This window comes from Kitasatospora sp. CM 4170 (genome assembly GCF_032110285.1).
GTDB lineage: Bacteria > Actinomycetota > Actinomycetes > Streptomycetales > Streptomycetaceae > Kitasatospora > Kitasatospora aburaviensis.
The window spans coordinates 2,683,692-2,704,613 of record NZ_CP134877.1 but is presented as its reverse complement, the minus strand read 5'-3'; the positions used below and the strand labels follow the sequence as shown (position 1 = coordinate 2,704,613).

Here is a 20,922-nt window from a genome sequence, read left to right as displayed (position 1 = left end):
GGACGTGACCCATGCTCCCCGAAACCGGGGAGTAGCGGCGCGGAATGGGGCAATCCTCAGGGACAGATCAGGGGTGTGCGGCCGATTCGTCGGCGGGGAGGAGGAGACCGGGGCACATCGAACGGGGGATCGGGCGCCGGTCGGCCCGCCGTCCGGTTCAGCCCGCCGACCAGCGCGCCAGGTCGGCGGGGGTGTCGAGGTCGTCCGGGACGGCGACATCGGCGCACTCGACCAGCGTGATCCGGTCGGCGTGCGCCGTCAGGAGCGCCCGCGCGCCGGAGTCACCGGCGGCGCCCGCCGCCGCCTCGGCGAAGTGCCGGGCGCCGATCAGCACGGGGTGCCCCCGCCGCCCGCCGTACGCCGCCGCGGCCAGCTCGGCGCCCGCCCGGTGGGCGGCCAGCAGCCGGGCCACCGCGGCCGGGGTGACGCCGGGCGTGTCCACCAGCATCACCAGCACGGCCGAGGCCTCCGGCGGCAGGGCGGCCAGCCCGGCCCGCAGCGAGGAGCCCATGCCGCCGGCCCAGTCCGGATTGGCGACCAGCCGGCAGCCCGGCAGGTGCGCGGTGGAGCGGACCTGCTCGCGGGCGGCGCCCAGCACCACCGTCACGGACGCGCAGCCGCCGGCCCGGACCACCGCCACGGCGTGCTCCACCAGCGGCCGGCCGCCGTACCGCACCAGTGCCTTGGGGCGGCCGCCGAGCCGCCGACCGCCGCCGGCGGCGAGCACGAGGGCGGCCACCGGGGCGGTGCCCGCGGGGGCTTCGGGGGAGGGGGCGGGGGTGTCGGAGGCGGTGTCGGAGGCGGTGTCGGTGTCGGGGGTGGGCCGGTCGGGGGTGGGCCGGTCACTGCTCTGCATGGGCCCAGCCTGCCCGGCCGGTCCGCCCGGCGCAGCCGTACGAAGCCACAGTTGGACGAATGCACAAGGCAAAGCCGCAGGTGGCGGTGGTCCCCCGGTGGTTCGGCCGCTGGATCTCCGGGCCGACTGCCCCTGTACTGAGTCGATGAACACCGCACCGCGCCCGCTGCTGGACCGCTTCGGCAGGGTCCACACCGACCTGCGGGTCTCGCTGACCGACCGCTGCAACCTGCGTTGCACCTACTGCATGCCGGCGGAGGGCCTCGACTGGCTCCCCAAGGCCGAGGTGCTCGGCGACGACGAAGTGGTCCGGCTGGTGCGGATCGCCGTTCAGCGGCTGGGCATCGCCGCCGTCCGGCTGACCGGCGGCGAACCGCTGCTGCGGCGCGGCCTGCCGGACCTGGTCGGCCGGATCACCGCGCTCGGCCCCGAGGTCTCGCTGACCACCAACGGCATCGGGCTGGCCCGGACGGCCACGGCGCTCAAGGCGGCCGGGCTGCACCGGGTGAACGTCAGCCTCGACACCCTGCGCCCCGAGCGGTACGCGGAGATCACCCGCCGGGACCGGATCGCCGACGTCTTCGCCGGTCTGGCCGCCGCACAGGCCGCCGGCCTCGCGCCGGTGAAGGTGAACGCGGTGCCGGTGCGCGGGGTCAACGACGACGAGCTCGTCCCGCTGGTCGAGTTCGCCGCCGAGCACGGCTACCGGATGCGGTTCATCGAGTCCATGCCGCTGGACGCCCAGGGCGCCTGGGACCGGAGCCGGATGATCACCGCCGACGAGATCCTCGACGTGCTCGGCGCCCGGTGGGACCTCGTCCCGGTCGGCCGGCACGGGAACGCCCCCGCCGAGGAGTGGCGGATCGCCGGGACCGACACCGTGATCGGCGTGATCGCCTCCGTCACCCGCCCGTTCTGCGGCGGCTGCGACCGCGTCCGGCTCACCGCCGACGGCCAGCTGCGCAACTGCCTGTTCGCGACGGAGGAGTCCGACCTGCGCGCGCTGCTGCGCGGTGGTGCCGACGACGACCGGATCGAACAGGCCTGGCGCGCCACCATCGCCCGCAAGGGCCCCGGCCACGACATCAACTCGGCCGGCTTCGTCCAGCCGGACCGGCCGATGTCGGCGATCGGCGGCTAGGTCCGGTCTCGGTGGGGCGGCTCGCGACCCCGCGAGGTGGTGCGTGGCGGGGCGCCGGGTGTGAGCTTCGGCATGCTCGAACGCACCGCGCTGCGCCGCCTTGACGCGGTGTGGGGCTGCTGGTCTGCTGGTTCGCCGTCAGCCGCCCCCCACCCCGGGAGTCCTCCGTGCCCGCCCGTCGCACCGCCGTGTCCGCTGCCGCCGTCTTCCTGATATCCACCGTGGCGCTGGCCGGTTGCTCCGGCGGCGGCGCCGAGAAGTCCGCCGCGGACGCCGCGGCGCCCGCCGGGGCCGCCGGCACCAGCCCGCTGCAGAACCCGGACGGCACCAAGCCCGGTCTGGCACCACTGACGTCGCCGGACGACCGGAAGGCCGGCCGGGACCTCATCGCCAGGGTCGCCACCGCCGCCTCCGGCCCCAAGGACGGCTACGACCGCAACGAGTTCGGCCCGGCCTGGACCGACAACGTGGACGGCGTGCCGGGCGGCCACAACAACTGCGACACCCGCAACGACCTGTTGGCCCGGGACGGCCGGGCGGTCGAGCACAAGGACGGCTCGGCCTGCGTGGTGACCGCGATGACCATCAGCGACCCGTACACCGGCAAGACCGTCCGGTGGACCAAGCAGCAGGCGTCGAAGATCCAGATCGACCACGTGATGCCGCTCTCCTACGACTGGCAGATGGGCGCCTCCCGGTGGGACAAGGCCAAGCGCGTCCAGATCGCCAACGACCCGCTCAACCTCATCCCGGCCGACGGATCGCAGAACGCCGCCAAGGGCGACTCCGGGCCGGCCGCCTGGCTGCCGGCCGACCCCGCCATCCGCTGCGCCTACGCGGTCCGCTTCGCCCAGGTCTCCCTGAAGTACCAACTCCCGGTCACCGAGGCCGACAAGAAGGCGATGCTGCAGCAGTGCGGCGGTTGATGAAACGTTTCACCCTTGCCTGCCGCCTTCGCCGCCGTCGCGTCCGTCCTCGCCGCGTTCGCCCCCCGTCGTGCTCGCCCTGCCCGGCCGCCCTGCCTGGCCGGCTCGCCTGGCCGGCTCGGCGATAAGGATGTGACTGATGTGATTAACAGGTGATATTCGTGTGCGGTGCACTCGATGATCACCAGGTTCTCACGGGGAGCCCTGCCCGCCGCCGTCGCCGCCGCCTTGCTGGCCGGCTGCACCAGTTCGGCCGGAACCACCGGAGCGGCCACCGGCACCGCGTCGCCCGCCGCCACCACCGGCACGCCGAGCGCGGCGCCGACTCCGACCGCCACGCCCACCCCGACGCCCAAGCCCACCGGCGAGGCCGACCCGGCGCTCAAGCCGTTCTACGGCCAGCAGATCGCCTGGGCGCCCTGCGCGGACGACCCGGCGACCGACAAGGTGGACGAGTCGACGGTGCAGTGCGGCAGGCTCAAGGTCCCGCTGGACTACGCCCACCCGGCCGGCGACACCCTGGAGGTCGCCGTCGTCCGCAACCCCGCGGTCAAGCAGGACCAGCGGGTCGGCTCCCTGCTGCTCAACCCCGGCGGGCCCGGCGGCTCCGGCGTCGCCATGGTCAAGCGCAACCCCACGCGGTTCGAGGGTCCGCTCCACGACCGCTTCGACACCGTCGGCTTCGACCCGCGCGGCGTCGGCGAGACCACCCCGCTGAGCTGCCTCGACGACCGCACCCGGGACGAGTGGAGCACCACCGACGCTCCCGGCGCCGATCACGGCAAGGTCCTGGCCGACGCCTGCCAGGCCAAGTACGGCAAGGTGCTGCCCTTCGTCGGCACCCGCAACACCGCCCGCGACATGGACGTGCTGCGAGCCGCGCTCGGCGACAAGAAGCTCAACTACCTCGGCATGTCCTACGGCACCTACCTCGGCAGCCTCTACGCCGAGGAGTTCCCGGACCGGGTCGGCCGGGTGGTGCTCGACGGCGCGGTCGACCCGTCCGTGCCGCTGGTCCAGCACAACATCGCGCAGTACGCGGCGTTCGAGCGCTCGCTCAAGGCCTTCGCCGCCGACTGCACCGGCAAGAACCCCTGCCCGCTCGGCAAGGACCCGGACAAGGCCGCCGACAAGCTCGCCGACTTCCTCGACGGGCTCAAGGAGAAGCCGCTGACCACCGCGAGCGGGCGCAAGCTCACCGCCAATGCGGCCTGGACCGCCGTGATCGACGGCCTCTACGGCGACGAACAGGGCTGGGAGTCGCTGCGCAACGACATCGGCTGGGCCATGCTCCGGGACAAGGGCGACTACCTGCTCGCCCGCGCCGACAGCGCCAACAACCGCGACAAGGACGGCCGTTACGCCGTCTCCGCGGACGCCTACACCGCCATCCACTGCGCCGACGGCGCCACCGACGTCCCGACCGGCGAGGCGCTGCAGGCCGCCTACGCCGAGATGGCCGCCAAGGCCCCGCTGCTCACCCGGCACGAGCCCAGCCTCGCGGTGTTCGACCCCGACTGCCGGGCCTGGCCGTTCCGCTCCACCGAGAAGGCGCACCCGATCGTCTCGAAGAGCGACGCCACCATCGTCGTGGTCGGCTCGACCGGTGACGCCGCGACGCCGTACGCCTCGGCCGAGAAGCTCACCGCCCAGCTCGGCAAGGCCGTCCTGCTCACCCGCGAGGGCGAGGGCCACACCGGCTACGGCTGGAGCGCCTGCATCCGCACGGCGGTGGACACCTACCTGGTGGACGGCACCGTGCCGGCCGCCGGGACGCGCTGCGCCAGCGACCCGGCGCAGTGACGGCGCGCGCCCGGGCCCGTCTTCGAAGCACAGGCGTCCGGGCGCCATGACGCACGAGGGGCGCACCGCGGCCGGTGGCCGGGGTGCGCCCCTTCGGTGTGCGGCGGGTCAGGAGGAGGGCGGCCGGCTCAGGTCGTAGAAGGTCGAGCCGCCGATCGTCTCGGCGGTGTAGTGGCTCGTCACCCACTCCTCGATCTGGGCGGTCTGCGTCTCCTGGGCCCCGCCGTCGGCTCCGGCGCCGGCGCCGCCCGGGCGGCGCGAGCCGCCACCGATGAACCAGTGCACCTTGCCCTCCTTCACGTACTGCTGGAAGGCGCCCAGACTCAGCGACGGGTCGGTGCTGTTGAAGCCACCGAGGGCCATCACCGGTTCACCGGAGGCGAGTTGGTAGCTGGCGGCGTTCTGCGAGCCGCTGGTCGCGGCGGCCCAGGTGTAGCGGTCGGCGTCCTGCCGCAGGGCGGCTGCGGCCTCGTCGCTCACCTTGGCGCCGTTCAGCAGACCGCCGAAGCCGCCGGGGCCGCCCATCCCCTCGAAGGTCCCGCCGTTCCGGCCGGTGCCGGGTGCGCCGCCGGGTACGCCGCCGGGGGCGGCCTGGCCGTTCCGGCCGCCCTGGGGCATACCGCCGCCGCGGCCGTCCGGCCCGCCCTGGCCGTTCTGGGTCCCCTGGCCGTTCGGGGCACCGCCCTGGGCGTTCGGGAAGCCCTGGCCGGGGACGAAGGACCGCCCGTCGGCGGCGAACCCCGCACCCGGCCCGCCCGCGCCGCGCGGACCGCGGCCGCCCGGGCCGAAGGAGCCGCCCTGCACCGCCGGACCGGCCGTCACGATCGAGCCGGTGTGCGGCGTGTTCACGGTGTCCACCGCGTACGCCGCCGGGCCGCCGAGCGCCGCCGCCAGGCCCACCAGGCCGACCACGGTGGCGAGCCGGGCCGCCAGCCGCCCGGCCAGCAGCAGCGCCGCCGCCGCCGTCAGCCCGCCGACCAGCACCGCCCAGCGCAGCCAGGGCAGGAAGTCCGCGCTGCGCCCGAGCAGCACGTAGGACCAGACCGCCGTCACCGCCAGCGTGACCGCCAGCACCGCGGCGTACGGGAGCCGGTGCCGGGCCCGCCAGAGCCCGTCGACGCCCATGCCGACCAGCGCCGCGACGGCGGGAGCCAGGGCCACCGTGTAGTACTGGTGGAAGATGCCGGACATGAAGCTGAAGGTGAGCGCGGTGCAGACGAGCCAGCCGCCCCAGACCAGGAAGGCCGCACGGGCGGTGTCCGTCCGGGTGTGCCGGCGGGTGGCCCAGAGGCCGACCACCAGGAGGAGCAGCGCGGCCGGCATCAGCCAGGCGATCTGCCCGCCGATGTCCCCGTCGAACAGCCGGGTGATCCCGGTCTCGCCCCAGCCGCCCATGCCCCGGCCGGCGCCGGCCGGGGCCTCCATGCCGGCCGGCATGCGGCCGCCGCCGCCCACGCTGCCGGTCTCGTCGCCGTTGAGGCGGCCGATCCCGTTGTAGCCGAAGGTGAGCGAGAGGAAGCTGTTGTCCTGCGAGCCGCCGACGTAGGGGCGGGCCGAGGCCGGCACCAGCTCGACGACCGCCACCCACCAGCCGCCCGCGACCACCATGGCCAGTCCGGCGGCGAGCAGTTGGCGCACCCGGCGCCAGAGGCCGGTCGGTGCGGCGACCAGGTAGACCAGCGCGAAGGCGGGCAGCACCAGGAAGGCCTGGAGGGTCTTGGTGAGGAAGGCCAGCCCGAACATGACGCCGGTGAACACCAGCCAGCGGGTGCCGGCCGCCTCGATCGCCCGCACCAGCCCGTACGCGGCCAGGGTCAGCAGCAGGACGAGCAGCGCGTCCGGGTTGTTGAAGCGGAACATCAGCGCCGCCACCGGGGTCAGCGCCAGTGCGGCGCCCGCCAGCAGCCCGCCGAGCGGGGAGAAGCGGCGGCGCACCGTCGCGTACAGGGTGGCCACGGTGGCGACCGCCATCAGCGCCTGCGGGGCCAGCACCGACCAGGAGGAGAGGCCGAAGACCCGGGCGGCGAGCGCCATCGGCCAGAGCGAGAGCGGGGGCTTGTCGACGGTGATGAAGTTGCCCGCGTCGGAGGAGCCGTAGAAGAAGGCCTTCCAGCTCTGGCTGCCGGCCTGGGCGGCGGCCGAGTAGAAGGAGTTGGCCCAGCCGGAGGCGCTCAGGCCCCAGAGGTAGAGGACGGCGGTGGCGGCAAGCAGGGCCAGCAGGGCGGGCCGGACCCAACGAGGGTCGTCGGCGCGGCCGCGCCAGGTGCGGGCCGGGAGGGTGCGCAGCCGGCCGGCCCAGGAGGCCGGGCCCTCGGGGCCGGCGGGCGGCAGCGGGTACTCCGGGAAGAGCGGCCCGGTGGCCGGCTCCCGGTCCTGGGGCGCGGGCTGCGGCACCTCGGGCGGCGGGTAGGTCGACGCCTCGGGCCACGGGTCCCCGGCCGGCGGGGTGAAGCTGGTCGTGGTCATGGGCGCTACGCTCGGCCGCCCGGCTGAGAGGAGCGTGAGACGGGGGTATGAGCCGCCTGTGATCTCCCGGGGCCGGGCGGGCCCGGGGCGGCCGGGCTCAGGTCCCGGGCCCGTCGCCGGGCCCCGGACGCCGTCGCTTGCGGGTCAGGCGGCCTGGGGCATCGTCAGGTGCTTGCCCAGCCACTCCAGCGCGGGCGGGATCTCCCTGGTCCAGGTGTGGAAGTTGTGGCCGCCGGTGTCCAGGGTGATGGTGGACAGCTTGGTCGGCGCCTTGAACGCCTTCACCATGTCCTGGGTGGCCGTGTAGTTGTTCTCGTCGTACGCGGTGGCCAGCAGCAGCGAGACGGGCGCGGCCGGCTTGTTCTGCAGCCGCCACAGCAGGTCGTTCTCCTGCTTCAGCTGCGGGCTGCCGCCGAACAGGTCGCCGGTGGTCTCGTCGGTCGGCGCGGTGTAGTAGCCGGAGAGCGAGACGGCGGCCCGGTAGGCGTCCGGCTTGCGCAGGGCGAACTTGAGCGCGCAGTAGCCGCCGGTGGAGTTGCCGATCACGGCGCGCGAGCCGGCGTCGGTGCCGATGCGGTACTCGCCGGCGAGCGCCTTGGGCAGGTCGCTGGTGAAGAAGGTCTCCACCTGGGGGCCGTTGGGGACGTCGACGCACTCGGTGTCCCGGTTGCCGACGAGGGTCGGGCGCATCATCACCAGGACGGTGGGCGGCAGCTTCTTCTGCTCGATCGCCTCCAGGGTGGAGGCCGGGTACTGCATCAGCGAGATCAGCTTCTCCGGCGTGCCCGGGTAGCCGGCCAGCACCAGCGCCATCGGGAACTTCTGCTTCGCGTACTCCGGCTGGAAGTACTGCGGCGGCAGGTAGACGAACCCGTCGGTGCTCAGGCCGGTGGTGGCCCCCTTGACGTCGACCTTGTGGATCAGGCCGACGCGCTCCGGGTTGGATCCCTGCTGCGCGTAGAACTTCTGCTCGCCGGTGATGGCGACGGCGGCGTTCGGCTGGTGGTCGACCACCGTGCCCGGCCCGCCGTTGGTGCCGAGGAGGTCGGTCCAGGAGCTGTAGAAGCCGAAGTAGCCGTTGGCGATCAGGCCCATCGCGACCAGGACCGAGATCTGGGTGGCGAGGAAGGCGCCGATCCGGCCGAGCCAGGCCTTCCAGCTCCGCCCGCCGAATCTCGGCCAGAGCCACATCGTGGCGGCGAAGACGCCGATCGCGACGACGGAGGCGATGATCTGGAGGGGGAGTCCCGTAAGCCTGAGCACCAGCCGATCGTAGTTGACGGTGGATACCGGACTGTGCGCCCCCTCATACGCCCCGCCTGCGCCTCCGTACGCCGCCTGTACGCCCTGTTGACCGCGTCCCATCGGCTCGGGATCATGGCGGCGGGGAATGCACGGAGCGTGCAGGAGAGATCACCGGGGGAACTGATGAGGTCCTTCACCAAGGCCGGCCTGGCGGCCGGCGCCGCGCTGCTGTTGGCGGCGTGCTCCAGCGGCGGGTCGGGTGGCTCGGACGCCTTCGGCCTGGGCCAGGGGAAGAGCGACCCGGCGACGACGGCCGCGAGCCCGACCGCCACCCGGACGCCCACACCGACGCCCACGCCGACACCGACACCGACCAAGCCGCCGTACGGCCCGGTCCTGACCGTTCAGATCGACAAGGTGAACGCCGCCCTCGGCAAGCTCAGCCCGTCCGCCGGTCTGGACGCCTTCTCCACCTCCGTGGGGGAGGCCGCCACCGCCGTCCGGTCGGCCGCCAACGGCCTGGACTACGCCAACGAGCCCGCCACCGTCACCACCGCCCGGCGCCAGCTGGTGATCGCGCTCAACCAGCTGGCCACCGACCTGGACTCGGCCAAGAGCGGGATCAAGCGCAAGAGCTACTGCACCCCTGGTGCGGCGCTCGCGAAGATCGGCCAGTCCGCCGGCCTGAAGGGGATTCCGGCGGCCCTCCAGCAGATGGCCGCCGCCGGGTACCCGACGACGTACAACGCCCCGGAGACCGGCCAGTTGCAGACCCGATCGCTGGGCAACGGGACCATGGTCCGCGAGGGCCGGCTCAAGGGCGAGGGCGTGCTCAACGTCGACAACGGCGGCAGCTCCGACGCCGTGGTGTCGCTCGCGCAGAACGGCAAGTCGATCCACTCCGTCTACGTCGGCAAGGGCAAGAAGGCGTCCATCGAGGGCGTCGAGGACGGGACCTACGACGTCTACTTCTCCGGCGGCGTCGACTGGGACCCGTCGCTCAAGACGTTCACCCAGAGCTGCGACTTCAGCAAGTTCGACGACACCATGGCCTTCGAGACCGGCCGCACCTACACCTCGTGGTCGATCACGCTGCAGCCGACGGTCGGCGGCAACGCCAAGACCAGTGACGTGGACGAGAACACCTTCCCGGAGCCGTAGTCGGGGCCTCGCGGCCTCGCGGGTCTCGCGGGCCCCGCGGATCTCACGGCCCCGCGGGGCCGAGCGCGGGCGGGGCGCCGCCGGTCGGACCGACCGGCGGCGCCCCGTGCCGTGTGCAGGCTCAGCCGGAGGCCGGGAGGAGGGTGCGCGCCACCGCCCCGGCCGGGGGGAGGAAGCGGGCCGCGGCGTCGCCCAGGAGATGGGTGTGGAGGGCGCGCTGGTGAGCCGCGCCGACCAGGAGCAGGGCCGTGGCGGACGGGTCGAGCGCGGAGGGCAGCCGGCCGGTCGCCTGGCGGGCCCGGACCGCGTCGGCGACCGCGCCGAGGGCCAGGTGCGGCCCAATCGCGCCGTCGCGGGCGGCGAGCAGCTCGCGCAGTTGGGCGTCGGCCTGCAGGGCGCCGAGGATCGGCATGATGCGGCGGTAGAACCGCTCCAGACGGGTGAGCAGTGCGGCGAGGTCCGCCACCGGGTCGCCCTCGGCCCCGTCGGCAGCACGACCACCCGGCTCCGCGTCCGGATCCTCGCCGAGGACTGCGGTGGCGTCGGCGAAGAGTGGCAGGTGCAGCCCGATGACGGCCTGGAGCAGCCCGAGGCGGTCACCGAAGTGGTAGAAGATGCTCGACTCCGCGACGCCCGCCCGGCGTGCGATCTCCTTGGTGGAGAGGGCCGGTCCCGCTTCTCCGAGCACCTCCTCGGTGGCCCTGAGTACGGCCTCCCGCACCCCGGTCGAGGGGCGGCCGCGTCGTGGCTGCTGTGCCATCCGTGCCCATCCTTCGTTCTCCGCGCCCGGCGGTTCCTTCTTGAGTAATCGCTCAGGAAGAGGGTAACTTACTGATGAATCGCTCAGTAATTCACTCGGGAGGGACCGGTATGACCACCGTGGAGTACCGCAAGAATGCGATCCGTCGTCTCTACAAGGCACTTGAGGCCGGTGACGTGGACATCGCCGACGAGCTGTTCACCGACGACTTCGTCACCAGTGAGGGGCGGCACCAGAACGTCCGCGGCCCGCAGGGCTTCAAGGATGCGATCCGCGCGGTGCACGAGACCCACGCCGACCCGTCGTTCGAGATCCTCGACCTGATCGGTGAGGGTCAGGACGTGATGGTGCGCTGGCGCATGACGGCCACGCACTCCGGCCCGCTGATGGGTGTGCCCGCCACCGGCGAGCGAGTGAGCATGGAGGCGTTCGCCCTGTTCCGCTTCGCCGGCGACCGGATCAGCGAGCGGCACGCCGTCATCGACCGGCTCGGCCTGCTGCAGCAGCTGAAGGGCGAGTAGCCGGGGCCGTGCGGGGGCGGCCCGCCCACGGGCGGGCCGCCGCACCGCACGGGTGTCGCGGGCGGCCTACAGGTGGGCGGCCAGGGCCGCGTACACCCGGCGCCAGGCGTCGGCGCCGGCCTCCGGGTCGTAGTCGGCCGGGCGGTCGGAGCAGGCGAAGCCGTGGCGGGCGCCGGGGTAGGAGACCAGCTCGTGCGGGACCTTCGCCTCGGTGAGGCGCTGCTCGGCCTGCTGCCACTCCTCGGCCGGGATGATGTGGTCCAGCTCGCCGCAGAACCCCAGCAGGAAGGCGCCGCCCGCGGCGATCCGGTCGGCGGTCTCCAGTGGCGGCGTCGGGCCGACGAGCGGGAACCCGCTGTTGAGCAGCCAGCCCGGGTAGAACACGGCGGCCAGTTCGAAGCGCAGCGCGGTGGCCGCGCGCACCGCGACGTGTCCGCCCATGCTCAGCCCCAGGAAGGCCACCCCCCGGTCGCCGGCCTCGGCGCGGGCCGCCGCGAGGGCGGCCCCGGCGTCCGTGACCAGCTCGTCGCGGTCGAGCGCGCGCATCAGCACCAGGCCCGACTCGCGCTCCTCCGGCGAGTAACCGAGCCCGGTACGGCGGGCGTTGCGCCAGTAGTAGTCGGGTGCCAGCGCGGCGTACCCGGCCCGGGCCAGGTCGGCGCAGGTCTGTCGGACGTAGTCGTTCACCCCGTACAGCTCCGAGCAGACCACCACGGCGCCGCGCACCTCCCCCTCCGGGCGGTGCAGGTACGCCTCGATGCCGCCCGGCTCGCCGAGCGTGATCCACTGACCCGTCATCAATTCACCCGTGCGTCGTAGGTCGTTGTGCGCCGGCCGCATCCTACGCGGTCGGTGAACGGGCGCCGGGCGGTCGGTGCGGCGCGGACCCGGGAGTCGGGGGCGGTGGATCCGGCAGGTTCCTGCCAGGGGCCTCGGGTTTCGGCATCTCCCTTGTCCGGTAGGGATGTTCGTGGCGGTGGGGTGGCGGGACACCGTCGTGGTGGGGGGTGCACGGGGCGGAATCAAGGGCGCGAGTTCTGTCGGCATGGTTGACCGCATTGAAGTGGTCATGGCACTTTCATGCGGCGCGGGCGTCCGCGACCGGTCGTACGCCCCGCAATCCCCCACAAGGAGAGCCATGTTGAAGAGACTTGCCGCTCTGGCCGGCGCCGGAGCGGTCGTCGCAGGTGGCCTGACCCTGGCCGCGACCCCCGCCCAGGCGGTCCAGGCCGGCGACCTGACGTCGACCATCGCGCTGAGCAACTGCTCGGCCTCGCTGGTGCGTTACCCCTCCTCGGTCGACACCGACCGGGCGATGATGCTCACCAACGGCCACTGCCTGCCGACCATGCCGGCGTCCGGCGTGGTCATCCAGAACCAGGCCGCCAGCCGCAGCGGCACGCTGCTGAACGCCTCCGGCGGTTCGCTCGGCACCGTCCAGGCCGACAAGGTGCTGTACGCGACGATGACCGGCACCGACGTCGCCCTGTACCAGCTGACCGACACCTTCGCGTCGATCGGCTCGAAGTACGGCGCGACGGCGCTGACGATCAGTGACACCCACCCGGCCGACGGCTCGGCGATGTTCATACCCTCGTCGTACTGGAAGCAGGTGTGGAACTGCTCGATCAACGGCTTCGTCCCCACGCTGCGCGAGGACGAGTGGACCTGGCACGACTCGATCCGCTACAGCACGGGCTGCAACACCACGCACGGCACGTCCGGTTCGCCGATCGTCGACGCCGCCACCAAGAAGATCGTCGGCATCAACAACACCGGCAACGACGACGGTGCGATGTGCACCCTCAACAACCCGTGCGAGGTGGCCGCCGACGGCACCACCAAGGTCGTCAAGGGCCAGAGCTACGGTGAGCAGACGTACTGGTTCACCACCTGCCTCGGCAACGGCCGCGTCATCGACCTCAACGTCAGCGGCTGCCTGCTCACCAAGCCGGCCGGCAGCGGCACGGTCTCGGTGACCAACCCGGGCAACCAGACCACCACGGTGAACGGCTCGGCCAGCCTGCAGATCTCGGCCAGTGGCGGCACCGCGCCGCTCAGCTACTCGGCCACCGGCCTGCCCACCGGCCTGTCGATCAACGCCTCCACCGGCCTGATCACCGGCACCGCGACGGCGACGGGAACGTACAACGTCACCGTCACGGCCAAGGACGCGGCGAACAAGACCGGCAGCACCAGCTTCACCTGGACGGTCAACGGCGGTGGCGGCACGTGCACGCCGGCGCAGCTGCTCGGCAACGCGGGCTTCGAGTCGGGTGCGGCCACGCCGTGGACGGCCAGCAGCGGCGTCGTCGACAACAGCTCCTCGCAGGCCGCGCACGGCGGTTCGTGGAAGGCCTGGCTGAACGGCTACGGCTCGACCCACACGGACAGCCTCTCCCAGACGGTCGCCATCCCGTCCGGCTGCAAGGCCACCCTCAGCTTCTACCTGCACATCGACACCGGTGAGTCCGGCTCGACCGTGTACGACAAGCTGACCGTGACCGTCAACGGCACCGCGCTGAAGACCTACTCCAACGTGGACGCCGCCGCCGGCTACCAGCTGCGCACCTTCGACCTGTCGGCCTACGCCGGCCAGACCGTCACCCTGAAGTTCAACGGCACCGAGGACTCCTCGCTGCAGACGAGCTTCGTGATCGACGACACCTCGATCGCCACCAGCTGACGCACACGCGGTGACACCCGCGGCCGCCCGGTTCCCGACCGGGCGGCCGCGGCGTGCGTTCGGGGCCGGTCGGGTCGCCGCTCGGGCTGCCGTTCGGGCGCCGGCGTGAGCCCGTGAAAAGATCCCGTCCCGCCGCTGCCACATGACGGCGGGTCGACCGCGTTAGAAGGACATGGACCACTCAACGAGCGCGGAACAGCCGGCAGAGCCGGTGCCGCCCGACTTCCCGGCCTTCGCGGTCTCGCGGGGCCGACACCTGCTGCGCACCGCCTTCCTGCTCACCGGCGGCGACGCCCACCTGGCCGAGGACCTCGTCCAGGAGGCGCTCGGGCGCATCTTCGTGAAGTGGCGCCGGATATCCCGCCTGGACAACCCGAGCGGGTACGCCCAGACCGTGCTGGTGAACACCTTCCTGTCGCACCGGCGGCGGCGCAGCAGTTCGGAGCGGGTGACCGACACCCTCCCGGAGATCGCGGTGGACGGCCCGGACCCGGCGCTGCGGCTGACCCTGCTGCGCGCCCTCGGCGAGCTCCCGGCGCAGGACCGCGCGGTGCTCGTGCTGCGGTTCTGGGAGGACCGCAGCGTCGAGGAGACCGCCGCGGCGCTGAGGCTGAGCAGCACGGCCGTGCGCTCGCGCAGCAGCCGGGCGCTGGCCCGGATGCGCGCCACCCTCGGCGAGAGCCTCGGCGACGGCGGGGAGGCCGCCGGCGACACCGGCGGCCGCACGACAACGGATCCCACTGGCAGGAAGGCGGTGCTCGGCCGTGTCCTTTGAAGACGAATTCGCCCAGGCCCTGCGCGGCGCCGTGGCGCTCGCGCCCGAACCGGGGCTGCACGCCCTCGCGGCCGCCGCGGAGCGCCGCGGCCGGCGCCGGCGCAACCAGCGCCGGGCCCTGGCGGCCGGCGGGCTGGCGGCCGTGCTGGTGGCCACGGCGGGCCTCACCACCGTCATCGGCGGTGGCTCGCACGCGGCACATCCGGCCACCGAGCCGGTACGGCCGATGACCGCCGAGGAGTCGATCGACCTGTTCACCTCGCTGCTGCCGCAGGGGAAGTCCCGGGTGCTGTTCGCGGGGACGCCCGCCCAGGGCGCACCGAACGGCGACCGGTACCAGACCGGCGGCACGGTCCTGTTCGACGACGGCAAGGGGGAGAGCCTCATCTCCTACACCGTCAGTCGCACCGAGCTCACTCCGGAGGCGGGCGCCGTGTGCATGGACGGCTTCAGCATGCCGCAGGAGTCCTGTGAGCGCACCGTGGCCGCCGACGGTTCCGCGCTGGTGGTCGACAAGCTGAAGGACCGGAACAGCGACGACCACCGCGAGTGGCGCGCGACCTGGGCGGCGCCGGACGGCCGACGGGTGATGATCATCGAGCACAACGGGCAGCCGGCCACGCCCAACCGGCAGAGCCCGCCGCTCGACGCCGAGCAGCTGCGCGCCCTGGTGACCGCGCCGGCCTGGGGGCGGCTCTTCGACGCCCTGCCGGCGCGGGAGAACGCGCCCAAGCCGCCGACGCCCGAGCCCGGCCCGAAGGCGGAGGAGCTGCTGGCGGCGCTCGTCCCGCTGCTCCCGCCGGGCGCCGTGCCGTCGGGGCAGGACGGCCGGAACGGCCCGCACCTCACGGTGACGTACGAGGGGCGCACCAGCATGCTCTCGGTGAGCGTCACCCCGCCGGGCGAGCGGGGCATCGAGGACAAGAAGTACGCGGAGTCGGAGGGTTCGGCGGGCCCGCTGGCGGTCCGGGAGCGCCGCCCGGACGGCAGCACGGTCGTCACCAACAGGTTCGGGAACGGCAAGACGGCGGTCGACCCGATCCTGCACTGGTCGGCGGCGGTCCACTACGCCGACGGCCGGGCGATCGAGCTCAACGAGTGGAACGGGGAGAACGGCTTCACCTTCCGCCCGGGCACCCCGGCCCTCAGCCTCGACCAACTCAAGGCCATCGTCACCGCCCCGGCCTGGCTCCGCTGACCCGGGGCCCGCACCGCCGCACAGGGGACGGCGGTGCGGGCCCGCCGCGCGCCACCGGCCGCGGACGCCACCCTCCCCGGCCCCGCGAAGCCATCGGGGCCCGAGGCCGCGCAGGCCGGACCCGCTTGTACCCGATGCACCGTGGGGGGCTCCGATGGGCGGACCGCGCGCGGACGAACCACCGTTCCTCAAGAGTCGCTCAACTGTCGTGCGGTCGGCATGGGCCTGTGGAATGGTCGTGTACCGGCGACAGGTCACGGTCAAATCCTCGCCGGTGGCGGCGTCCTTTCGGATCCGCTCACCGGAGATTTCGCGTCCGATTCCGGGGGGAACCTCGCGCGCGATCCGTGCCGGCCTTGAATTCACGAATACGGGGGCGGGTGGATGGTCGATCTGGACTTCGAGCGGCGGATGAATCCGCACAACCTCCGGGCCGGTGCCGGTGACGGTGCCACGTTGTTCGGGCAGGCGATTCGTGGCTGAGCGTCCGCGGAGCCGCTTGCGTACTCGGGTCGTCGTGGTGGTGGTCGCGTCAGTCCTGGCCTTGGCCGGCTCCGGTCTGTGGTGGTGGAAGACGACTGCTCCTTCGCCGGTGGAACTGCCCAGCAGCGCCTGCTGGTCGGTGCTGGACCGGACCGATCTCGCGGCCTTCGGCGGAAGGGCGCACGGGAAGTTCCACGTGAGCTATCCACGCGAAGAAGGCGCCCACAGCCCCGACGGTCTGGCCGCCGCGGGAGATCCACAGCGAGGCCCCGTCCGCGACGGCCGGCGGACAGTAGCGCCCAGTGAGGTGCTGCCCGGACCGGCGCAGCACCTCACGGAGCACGACGACGGCGAGACGATCGCGGCTCACCGGGGGCTCCCGCTACGCACCCCTCCGCGGGATGCGGTGCTGCCAGTCGCGGGTGAAGACGGTGTTGCCGGCTTCGAGGGCGGTCAGGTGGGTGTGGGCGAGGAAGTGGGTGGCGGTGCAGCGGAGTTCGGTGCGGGTGTGGACGGTGACGTCCCAGCCGACGGCCGGGCGTTCGAGCCGGACGCTGTGGTCGGTGCGCGCCTGGGCGCTGAGCGGGGCGCCGCTGAGGATGCGGTAGGCGGTGACGGTGTGCTCGTCGCGGACCAGGCCGTCGGGGTGGGTGCGGGTGCCGTCGGTGGCGGGCGAGAGTTCGGTGCGCCACTCGTGCCGGCCGATGTCGTGGACGGTGAGGCGTTCCGGGCGGGCCGTGAGGGGTTCGGTGATGTGGAGCGGCGGGGGCAGCGGGAGGGTGGGGGACGCGAACGCGATGGGCTCGGCGCCGGAGTCGGCGGCCAGGTGGCGGACCGGGAGCGTGAGGGTGCTGTGCGAGGGGTCGAGCCCGAAGCCGGCGGGCTCGGGGTCGGGCCAGAGCCACGGCCAGTAGGCCGAGGAGAGCGCCAGCCGCAGCCGGTGGCCGGCCGGCACGGTGTGGCCGGCGGCGGCGAGCTCGACGGTGGCGTCCGGCGCCCGGGCCCCGGCCGGTGACGCGGCCAGCGCGCCGCGGGTGACCAGCGTGGACGTGCCGTCGGGGGCGACGTCGCAGAGCCGGGCGACGATCAGGCCGGCGCCCGGTGAGGGGCGCAGCCGCAGCTGAAGGGACGGGGTGCCGAGCAGTTCGAGCGGCTCCGGCAGCGGCAGCGAGTCGAAGCAGACCGAGCGCCCGTCCTCCTCGCGCTGGTCCGGCGGCAGGTCGGCGGGGCGGCCGAGCGGGACGTACGCGCCGGCGTTGAGGCCGGTGTGCTGGGGGGAGCGGACCGGGACGTAGCGGTCGTCGGAGGCGGTGCCGGCGGTGCGCAGCGGGCCGTCGAGGCCGTAGTGGATCTCGCGGACGTCGGGGGAGGGCCAGGCCTCCTCGCCGGTCCAGCGGCCGCTGATCCAGCTGCGCAGGACGGGGGTCTTGAGGACGCCGCTGTCGACGTCCCGGAGCCAGTGGTCCCACCAGCGCAGCGTCTCCGGCAGGACCTCGTCGGGCAGCCCGTGCGGCCAGGGGCCGAGTACCGCGCGGACCGGGACGGGGCCGGAGGAGAGCAGCTCAAGGAGGGTGGAGCAGGACGGGTCGCCCCAGCCGGCGACGGCGAAGGTGGGGACGACGGCGGTTCCGGGCGGCTCGTCGGGCGCCGGTTCCCCGGCCGCGGCGGCGAGCCGCTGCGGGAAGGACGGCTCCAGCGACTCCAGACGCTCCCGCCACATCCGCCGCCAGTCGTCGCCGACGTACTGCGGGTCCGGCGGGCGGGCCGCGTCGGCGAGCCGGGTGGTGGCGCGGACGTGCAGGTCGGCGGCCGGGGCGGCACCGCCGAGGCGGTCGCCGACCTCGGGGCAGGCGGCGACCACGGCGTGGACGGCGCCCGGGGCGCGGGCGGCCAGCCGCAGCGCGGTGCGGCCGGCGGCGCCGGTGCCGAGCAGGCCGATCCGGCCGCTGCACCAGGGCTGGGCCGCCAGCCACGCGAGGACCTCGGCGCCGTCCGCAGGCTCGCCGTCCGGTGGGTCGGCGGGCAGGCCGCCGGAGTTGCCGTGGCCGCGGGCGTCGACCCGGAGGCAGGCGTAGCCGTGGCCGGCGTACCAGGGGTGGCGGCGGGCGTCGTCGGTGGCGGTCCAGTCGGTGAGGCGGCCGGCGGAGTACTCCAGTACGGCGGGCACCGGCTCGTCGGTCACCGGGCGCCAGAGCCGGGCGCGGAGCCCGGTGCCGTCGGAGAGGGGGATGCGCAGGTCCTCGCGGGTGGTGCGGAAGGGGTACGAGGGGGTCGGGTGCGACATGGCGGCTCCCAGCGGTCCCGGTCGGCGGGCCCGTGGGGCGGGGCGGCGGGAGCGGCCCCGCGCCGCGGGCGTCAGCATTCCGACCCTAGGGGAGGAGGCCGGCGCTGTCCTGGCGAGCCGGGCCGGGCCCGCCAGGACACCCGGGCCGGGCCCGCCAGGACGGCGGGCCCCCGTCAGGCCTTGCTGAGCCAGGCCGTGGCGTTCAGCGCCAGGGCGGCGTTGGTGCCGGCCGGGTCGTTCCAGCCGTTGAACAGGTTGTTGCTCGGCTGCCCGGTGCCGTCGTCGGCGGGGGAGCTGTCGCCCCAGACCGCGACCCGGCCGGAGCCGTAGCCGCTGGTGGCGAAGAAGGCGCCGGTGGTACCGCTGTAGCCGGTCCGGTAGACGAGGCCCTTGACGTTCGGGTTGTCGGCCGGCTTGAGGGTGAAGGTGGTGCCGGCGCGCAGGATCGAGCCGGTGACGGTGCCGAACGGGCCGTGCAGCACCGGGTTGGCGGCGTCGTTGATCGCGCGCGGGTTGTCGGTGGAGATGTTCTTGACGTCGACCGCGATCCCGAACGGGTCGTTGTTGTTCACGCCGTTGTTGGTGAACAGGTCGTTGATGATCGCGGGGGAGTCCCAGCCGTCGTTGTTGCGGTCGCTCTGGGTGTGGTCCGAGATCAGGAAGAGCCCGCCGCCGTTCTGCACGAAGCGGATCAGCGCGGCCTTCTCGGCGGCGCTGAACCGGATGTTCGGCTCGGGGACCACGAAGGTGTCGAAGTTGGCGAGGTCCAGGGCGGCACCGGTGCCGTAGCCGATGGTGGAGCCGGCCGGGAGGGTCTTGAGGCTGTACTGGCCGGTCTTCTGCAGGGCGACGCCCCAGGCGGAGAGCGCGCCGGTCCAGCTCTTCTCGGTGGTGGGGTTGGCGTTCTGGGCGAGCGGGTCGGGCTGGGCGGTGGAGATGATCCAGTCGGCGTTCCCGGCGGTCTCGCCCTTGCTGTTGTCGAACAGCACCCGGTGGGGGGTGGCGCTCAGGGCGGGGGCGGTGGCCCGGGTGGGGGCGACGCCGGCGGTCGGGGCGGCGGACGCGGTGGGGGCCAGCGTGGCCAGGCCGGCCGCGAGCAGGGCCGACGAGGCCAGCGCGGCAGCCGTTCGAGTGCGGTTCATGTGCCGTTCCTCCGTGGGGAGTTGAGGGGGCGGCGCCGAGTATTCGCGCGTAGAAGTCGAGTATCCGCGCGTAGACGGGCGGCCGAAAGGCCCCGGAGGTTACGGGCGTTTGTACGGTTCATGACGAGGTACATGACAAGTGGGGCGGTGTGGGCGTGCGGTGAAGGTAACCGGCTCGTAATTGCGCATGACTTGCAAGTACTTCCATCCTGGGGGAAAGATGGCCCAGCTCGGAAGGCCCAGGAAAGGACGAAACGATGACCGGCCCCCGCTGGCGCGACCGGCTCACCCGTGAGGAATGGATCCGCCTGGCCGGCATGGGCGGCTTCATCCTCGCGCTGCACGTGATCGGCTGGTTCACGCTGCTCGCGGTCATCGCGCCCGAGCACTACGACGTGGGCGGCCAGGTCTTCGGCGCGGGCATGGGCCTCACCGCCTACACCCTCGGCATGCGGCACGCCTTCGACGCGGACCACATCGCCGCCATCGACAACACCACCCGCAAGCTGATGGGCCAGGGCAAGCGGCCGCTCTCGGTCGGCTTCTGGTTCTCGCTGGGCCACTCCTCCATCGTCTTCGGCCTCTGCGCCCTGCTCGCCTTCGGCATCAAGTCGCTCGCCGGGCAGCTGGAGACCGACGACTCCACCCTGCACGAGGCCACCGGCCTGATCGGCGTCACCGTCTCCGGGACGTTCCTGCTCGCGCTCGGCCTGATCAACCTGGGGGCCTTCAACGGCATCCTCAAGGTGTTCCGCAAGATGCGCGAGGGCGAGTTCGACGAGGCCGAGCTGGAGGAGCAGCTGGAGAAGCGCGGCCTGATGAACCGCGTCCTGGGGCGGGTGACCAGGGCCGTCACCAAGTCCTGGCACATGTACCCGGTCGGCCTGCTCTTCGGGCTCGGCTTCGACACCGCCACCGAGGTCTCGCTGCTGGTGCTGGCGGGCGGCGCGGCGGCGTTCCAACTGCCCTGGTACGCGCTGCTGGTGCTGCCGATCCTGTTCGCGGCGGGGATGAGCCTGCTGGACACCATCGACGGCTCGTTCATGAACTTCGCCTACGAGTGGGCGTTCTCCAAGCCGGTTCGCAAGATCTACTACAACCTGACCGTGACCGGGCTCTCGGTGGTGGTCGCCCTCGTCATCGGCTCGATCGAGCTGATCGGGCTGCTCGGCGAGAAGCTGGACGTCACCAGCGGCCCGGTCGCCTGGATCGGCGGGCTGGACCTCAACTTCGTCGGCTACGCCATCGTCGGCCTCTTCGTGCTCACCTGGGCGGCGGCGATCGCCTACTGGAAGCTCGGCAACGTCGAGGAGAAGTGGTCGGCCGGCCTGGCCGCGGCGGCCGAGAAGGCCGAGTAGGCCGAGTAGGGCCACTGCGCCGAGCAAGGCAGAGCAGTCGGAGCAGTCGGAGCAGAACGAGGGCGGCCGGCCCGGGGCGAACCCCGGGCCGGCCTTCCCGTCTCAGATCAGCGGGTC

15 protein-coding genes and 2 pseudogenes are annotated in these 20,922 nt (G+C 73.3%); 10 read left to right on the top strand and 7 right to left on the bottom strand.

The window, feature by feature from the left end; translation table 11 throughout:
- Positions 1–157: 157 nt before the first annotated feature.
- Complete coding sequence (locus RMN57_RS10910; RefSeq protein ID WP_313767777.1) at positions 158–739, bottom strand: nucleotidyltransferase family protein; 582 nt, start codon at positions 737–739, stop codon at positions 158–160.
- 262 nt (positions 740–1,001) lie between these two features.
- Here RMN57_RS10910 and moaA point away from each other — a divergent pair, with 262 nt between their 5' ends.
- From moaA to RMN57_RS10895, 3 genes are all read left to right on the top strand, one after another.
- Complete coding sequence (moaA, locus tag RMN57_RS10905) at positions 1,002–1,997, top strand: GTP 3',8-cyclase MoaA (RefSeq protein ID WP_313763196.1); 996 nt, start codon at positions 1,002–1,004, stop codon at positions 1,995–1,997.
- A gap of 167 nt (positions 1,998–2,164) precedes the next feature.
- Positions 2,165–2,923 carry an HNH endonuclease family protein gene (locus RMN57_RS10900; protein ID WP_313763195.1) on the top strand — a complete coding sequence of 253 codons (759 nt, stop codon included), beginning with the start codon at positions 2,165–2,167 and terminating at the stop codon, positions 2,921–2,923.
- Between the two features lie 177 nt (positions 2,924–3,100).
- A complete protein-coding gene (locus RMN57_RS10895) occupies positions 3,101–4,726 on the top strand; it encodes an alpha/beta hydrolase (protein WP_313763194.1) in 1,626 nt (541 codons plus the stop codon).
- 108 nt (positions 4,727–4,834) lie between these two features.
- Here RMN57_RS10895 and RMN57_RS10890 read toward each other — a convergent pair whose 3' ends face one another.
- Both RMN57_RS10890 and RMN57_RS10885 read right to left on the bottom strand, forming a co-directional pair.
- Entirely contained in the window at positions 4,835–7,192 is a 2,358-nt protein-coding gene (locus RMN57_RS10890) for a glycosyltransferase family 39 protein (RefSeq protein WP_313763193.1), read from the bottom strand.
- Positions 7,193–7,336: 144 nt separating this feature from the next.
- The gene (locus RMN57_RS10885; RefSeq protein ID WP_313763192.1) at positions 7,337–8,455 is read right to left on the bottom strand and encodes an alpha/beta hydrolase-fold protein; all 1,119 of its coding nucleotides are present in this window, start codon (positions 8,453–8,455) and stop codon (positions 7,337–7,339) included.
- 165 nt (positions 8,456–8,620) lie between these two features.
- On the opposite strand from RMN57_RS10885, the gene RMN57_RS10880 reads away from it, so the two are divergent.
- Positions 8,621–9,598 carry a hypothetical protein gene (locus RMN57_RS10880; RefSeq protein WP_313763191.1) on the top strand — a complete coding sequence of 326 codons (978 nt, stop codon included), beginning with the start codon at positions 8,621–8,623 and terminating at the stop codon, positions 9,596–9,598.
- A gap of 121 nt (positions 9,599–9,719) precedes the next feature.
- Here the strand turns inward: RMN57_RS10880 and RMN57_RS10875 are convergent, their stop codons facing one another.
- The gene (locus RMN57_RS10875) at positions 9,720–10,358 is read right to left on the bottom strand and encodes a helix-turn-helix domain-containing protein (RefSeq protein ID WP_313763190.1); all 639 of its coding nucleotides are present in this window, start codon (positions 10,356–10,358) and stop codon (positions 9,720–9,722) included.
- A gap of 110 nt (positions 10,359–10,468) precedes the next feature.
- On the opposite strand from RMN57_RS10875, the gene RMN57_RS10870 reads away from it, so the two are divergent.
- Complete coding sequence (locus RMN57_RS10870) at positions 10,469–10,879, top strand: ester cyclase (protein WP_313763189.1); 411 nt, start codon at positions 10,469–10,471, stop codon at positions 10,877–10,879.
- Positions 10,880–10,945: 66 nt separating this feature from the next.
- Here the strand turns inward: RMN57_RS10870 and RMN57_RS10865 are convergent, their stop codons facing one another.
- A complete protein-coding gene (locus tag RMN57_RS10865; protein ID WP_313763188.1) occupies positions 10,946–11,677 on the bottom strand; it encodes a dienelactone hydrolase family protein in 732 nt (243 codons plus the stop codon).
- Positions 11,678–11,843: 166 nt separating this feature from the next.
- Between RMN57_RS10865 and RMN57_RS37040 the strand changes: the two are divergent.
- The 4 genes and pseudogenes from RMN57_RS37040 to RMN57_RS10850 form a co-directional block, all read left to right on the top strand.
- Positions 11,844–12,635: pseudogene (locus RMN57_RS37040) on the top strand (trypsin-like peptidase domain-containing protein); the annotation flags it as partial.
- 210 nt (positions 12,636–12,845) lie between these two features.
- A pseudogene (locus tag RMN57_RS37035) lies at positions 12,846–13,565 on the top strand (putative Ig domain-containing protein); the annotation flags it as partial.
- Positions 13,566–13,737: 172 nt separating this feature from the next.
- Positions 13,738–14,340 carry a SigE family RNA polymerase sigma factor gene (locus RMN57_RS10855; RefSeq protein ID WP_313763186.1) on the top strand — a complete coding sequence of 201 codons (603 nt, stop codon included), beginning with the start codon at positions 13,738–13,740 and terminating at the stop codon, positions 14,338–14,340.
- Entirely contained in the window at positions 14,330–15,538 is a 1,209-nt protein-coding gene (locus RMN57_RS10850; RefSeq protein ID WP_313763185.1) for a hypothetical protein, read from the top strand. Before RMN57_RS10855 ends, RMN57_RS10850 begins: the two co-directional genes overlap by 11 nt.
- Positions 15,539–16,403: 865 nt before the next feature.
- On the opposite strand, the gene RMN57_RS10845 is transcribed toward RMN57_RS10850, so the two are convergent.
- Both RMN57_RS10845 and RMN57_RS10840 read right to left on the bottom strand, forming a co-directional pair.
- A complete protein-coding gene (locus RMN57_RS10845) occupies positions 16,404–18,305 on the bottom strand; it encodes a CocE/NonD family hydrolase (RefSeq protein WP_313763184.1) in 1,902 nt (633 codons plus the stop codon).
- Positions 18,306–18,478: 173 nt separating this feature from the next.
- Complete coding sequence (locus tag RMN57_RS10840; protein ID WP_313763183.1) at positions 18,479–19,447, bottom strand: hydrolase; 969 nt, start codon at positions 19,445–19,447, stop codon at positions 18,479–18,481.
- A 257-nt stretch (positions 19,448–19,704) separates the two neighbouring features.
- Here RMN57_RS10840 and RMN57_RS10835 point away from each other — a divergent pair, with 257 nt between their 5' ends.
- Positions 19,705–20,805, top strand: coding sequence for a HoxN/HupN/NixA family nickel/cobalt transporter (locus tag RMN57_RS10835; protein WP_313763182.1), 1,101 nt, complete (start codon positions 19,705–19,707; stop codon positions 20,803–20,805).
- Positions 20,806–20,922: the final 117 nt, after the last annotated feature.

Bases quoted from the DNA above. Each gene is read 5' to 3' on its own strand.
- RMN57_RS10845 (WP_313763184.1), bottom strand. From the start codon at position 18,305: ATGTCGCACCCGACCCCCTCGTACCCCTTCCGCACCACCCGCGAGGAC.
- RMN57_RS10870 (WP_313763189.1), top strand. From the start codon at position 10,469: ATGACCACCGTGGAGTACCGCAAGAATGCGATCCGTCGTCTCTACAAG.
- RMN57_RS10880 (WP_313763191.1), top strand. From the start codon at position 8,621: ATGAGGTCCTTCACCAAGGCCGGCCTGGCGGCCGGCGCCGCGCTGCTG.
- RMN57_RS10875 (WP_313763190.1), bottom strand. From the start codon at position 10,358: ATGGCACAGCAGCCACGACGCGGCCGCCCCTCGACCGGGGTGCGGGAG.
- RMN57_RS10840 (WP_313763183.1), bottom strand. From the start codon at position 19,447: ATGAACCGCACTCGAACGGCTGCCGCGCTGGCCTCGTCGGCCCTGCTC.
- RMN57_RS10855 (WP_313763186.1), top strand. From the start codon at position 13,738: ATGGACCACTCAACGAGCGCGGAACAGCCGGCAGAGCCGGTGCCGCCC.
- RMN57_RS10865 (WP_313763188.1), bottom strand. From the start codon at position 11,677: ATGACGGGTCAGTGGATCACGCTCGGCGAGCCGGGCGGCATCGAGGCG.
- RMN57_RS10895 (WP_313763194.1), top strand. From the start codon at position 3,101: ATGATCACCAGGTTCTCACGGGGAGCCCTGCCCGCCGCCGTCGCCGCC.
- RMN57_RS10890 (WP_313763193.1), bottom strand. From the start codon at position 7,192: ATGACCACGACCAGCTTCACCCCGCCGGCCGGGGACCCGTGGCCCGAG.
- RMN57_RS10835 (WP_313763182.1), top strand. From the start codon at position 19,705: ATGACCGGCCCCCGCTGGCGCGACCGGCTCACCCGTGAGGAATGGATC.
- moaA (WP_313763196.1), top strand. From the start codon at position 1,002: ATGAACACCGCACCGCGCCCGCTGCTGGACCGCTTCGGCAGGGTCCAC.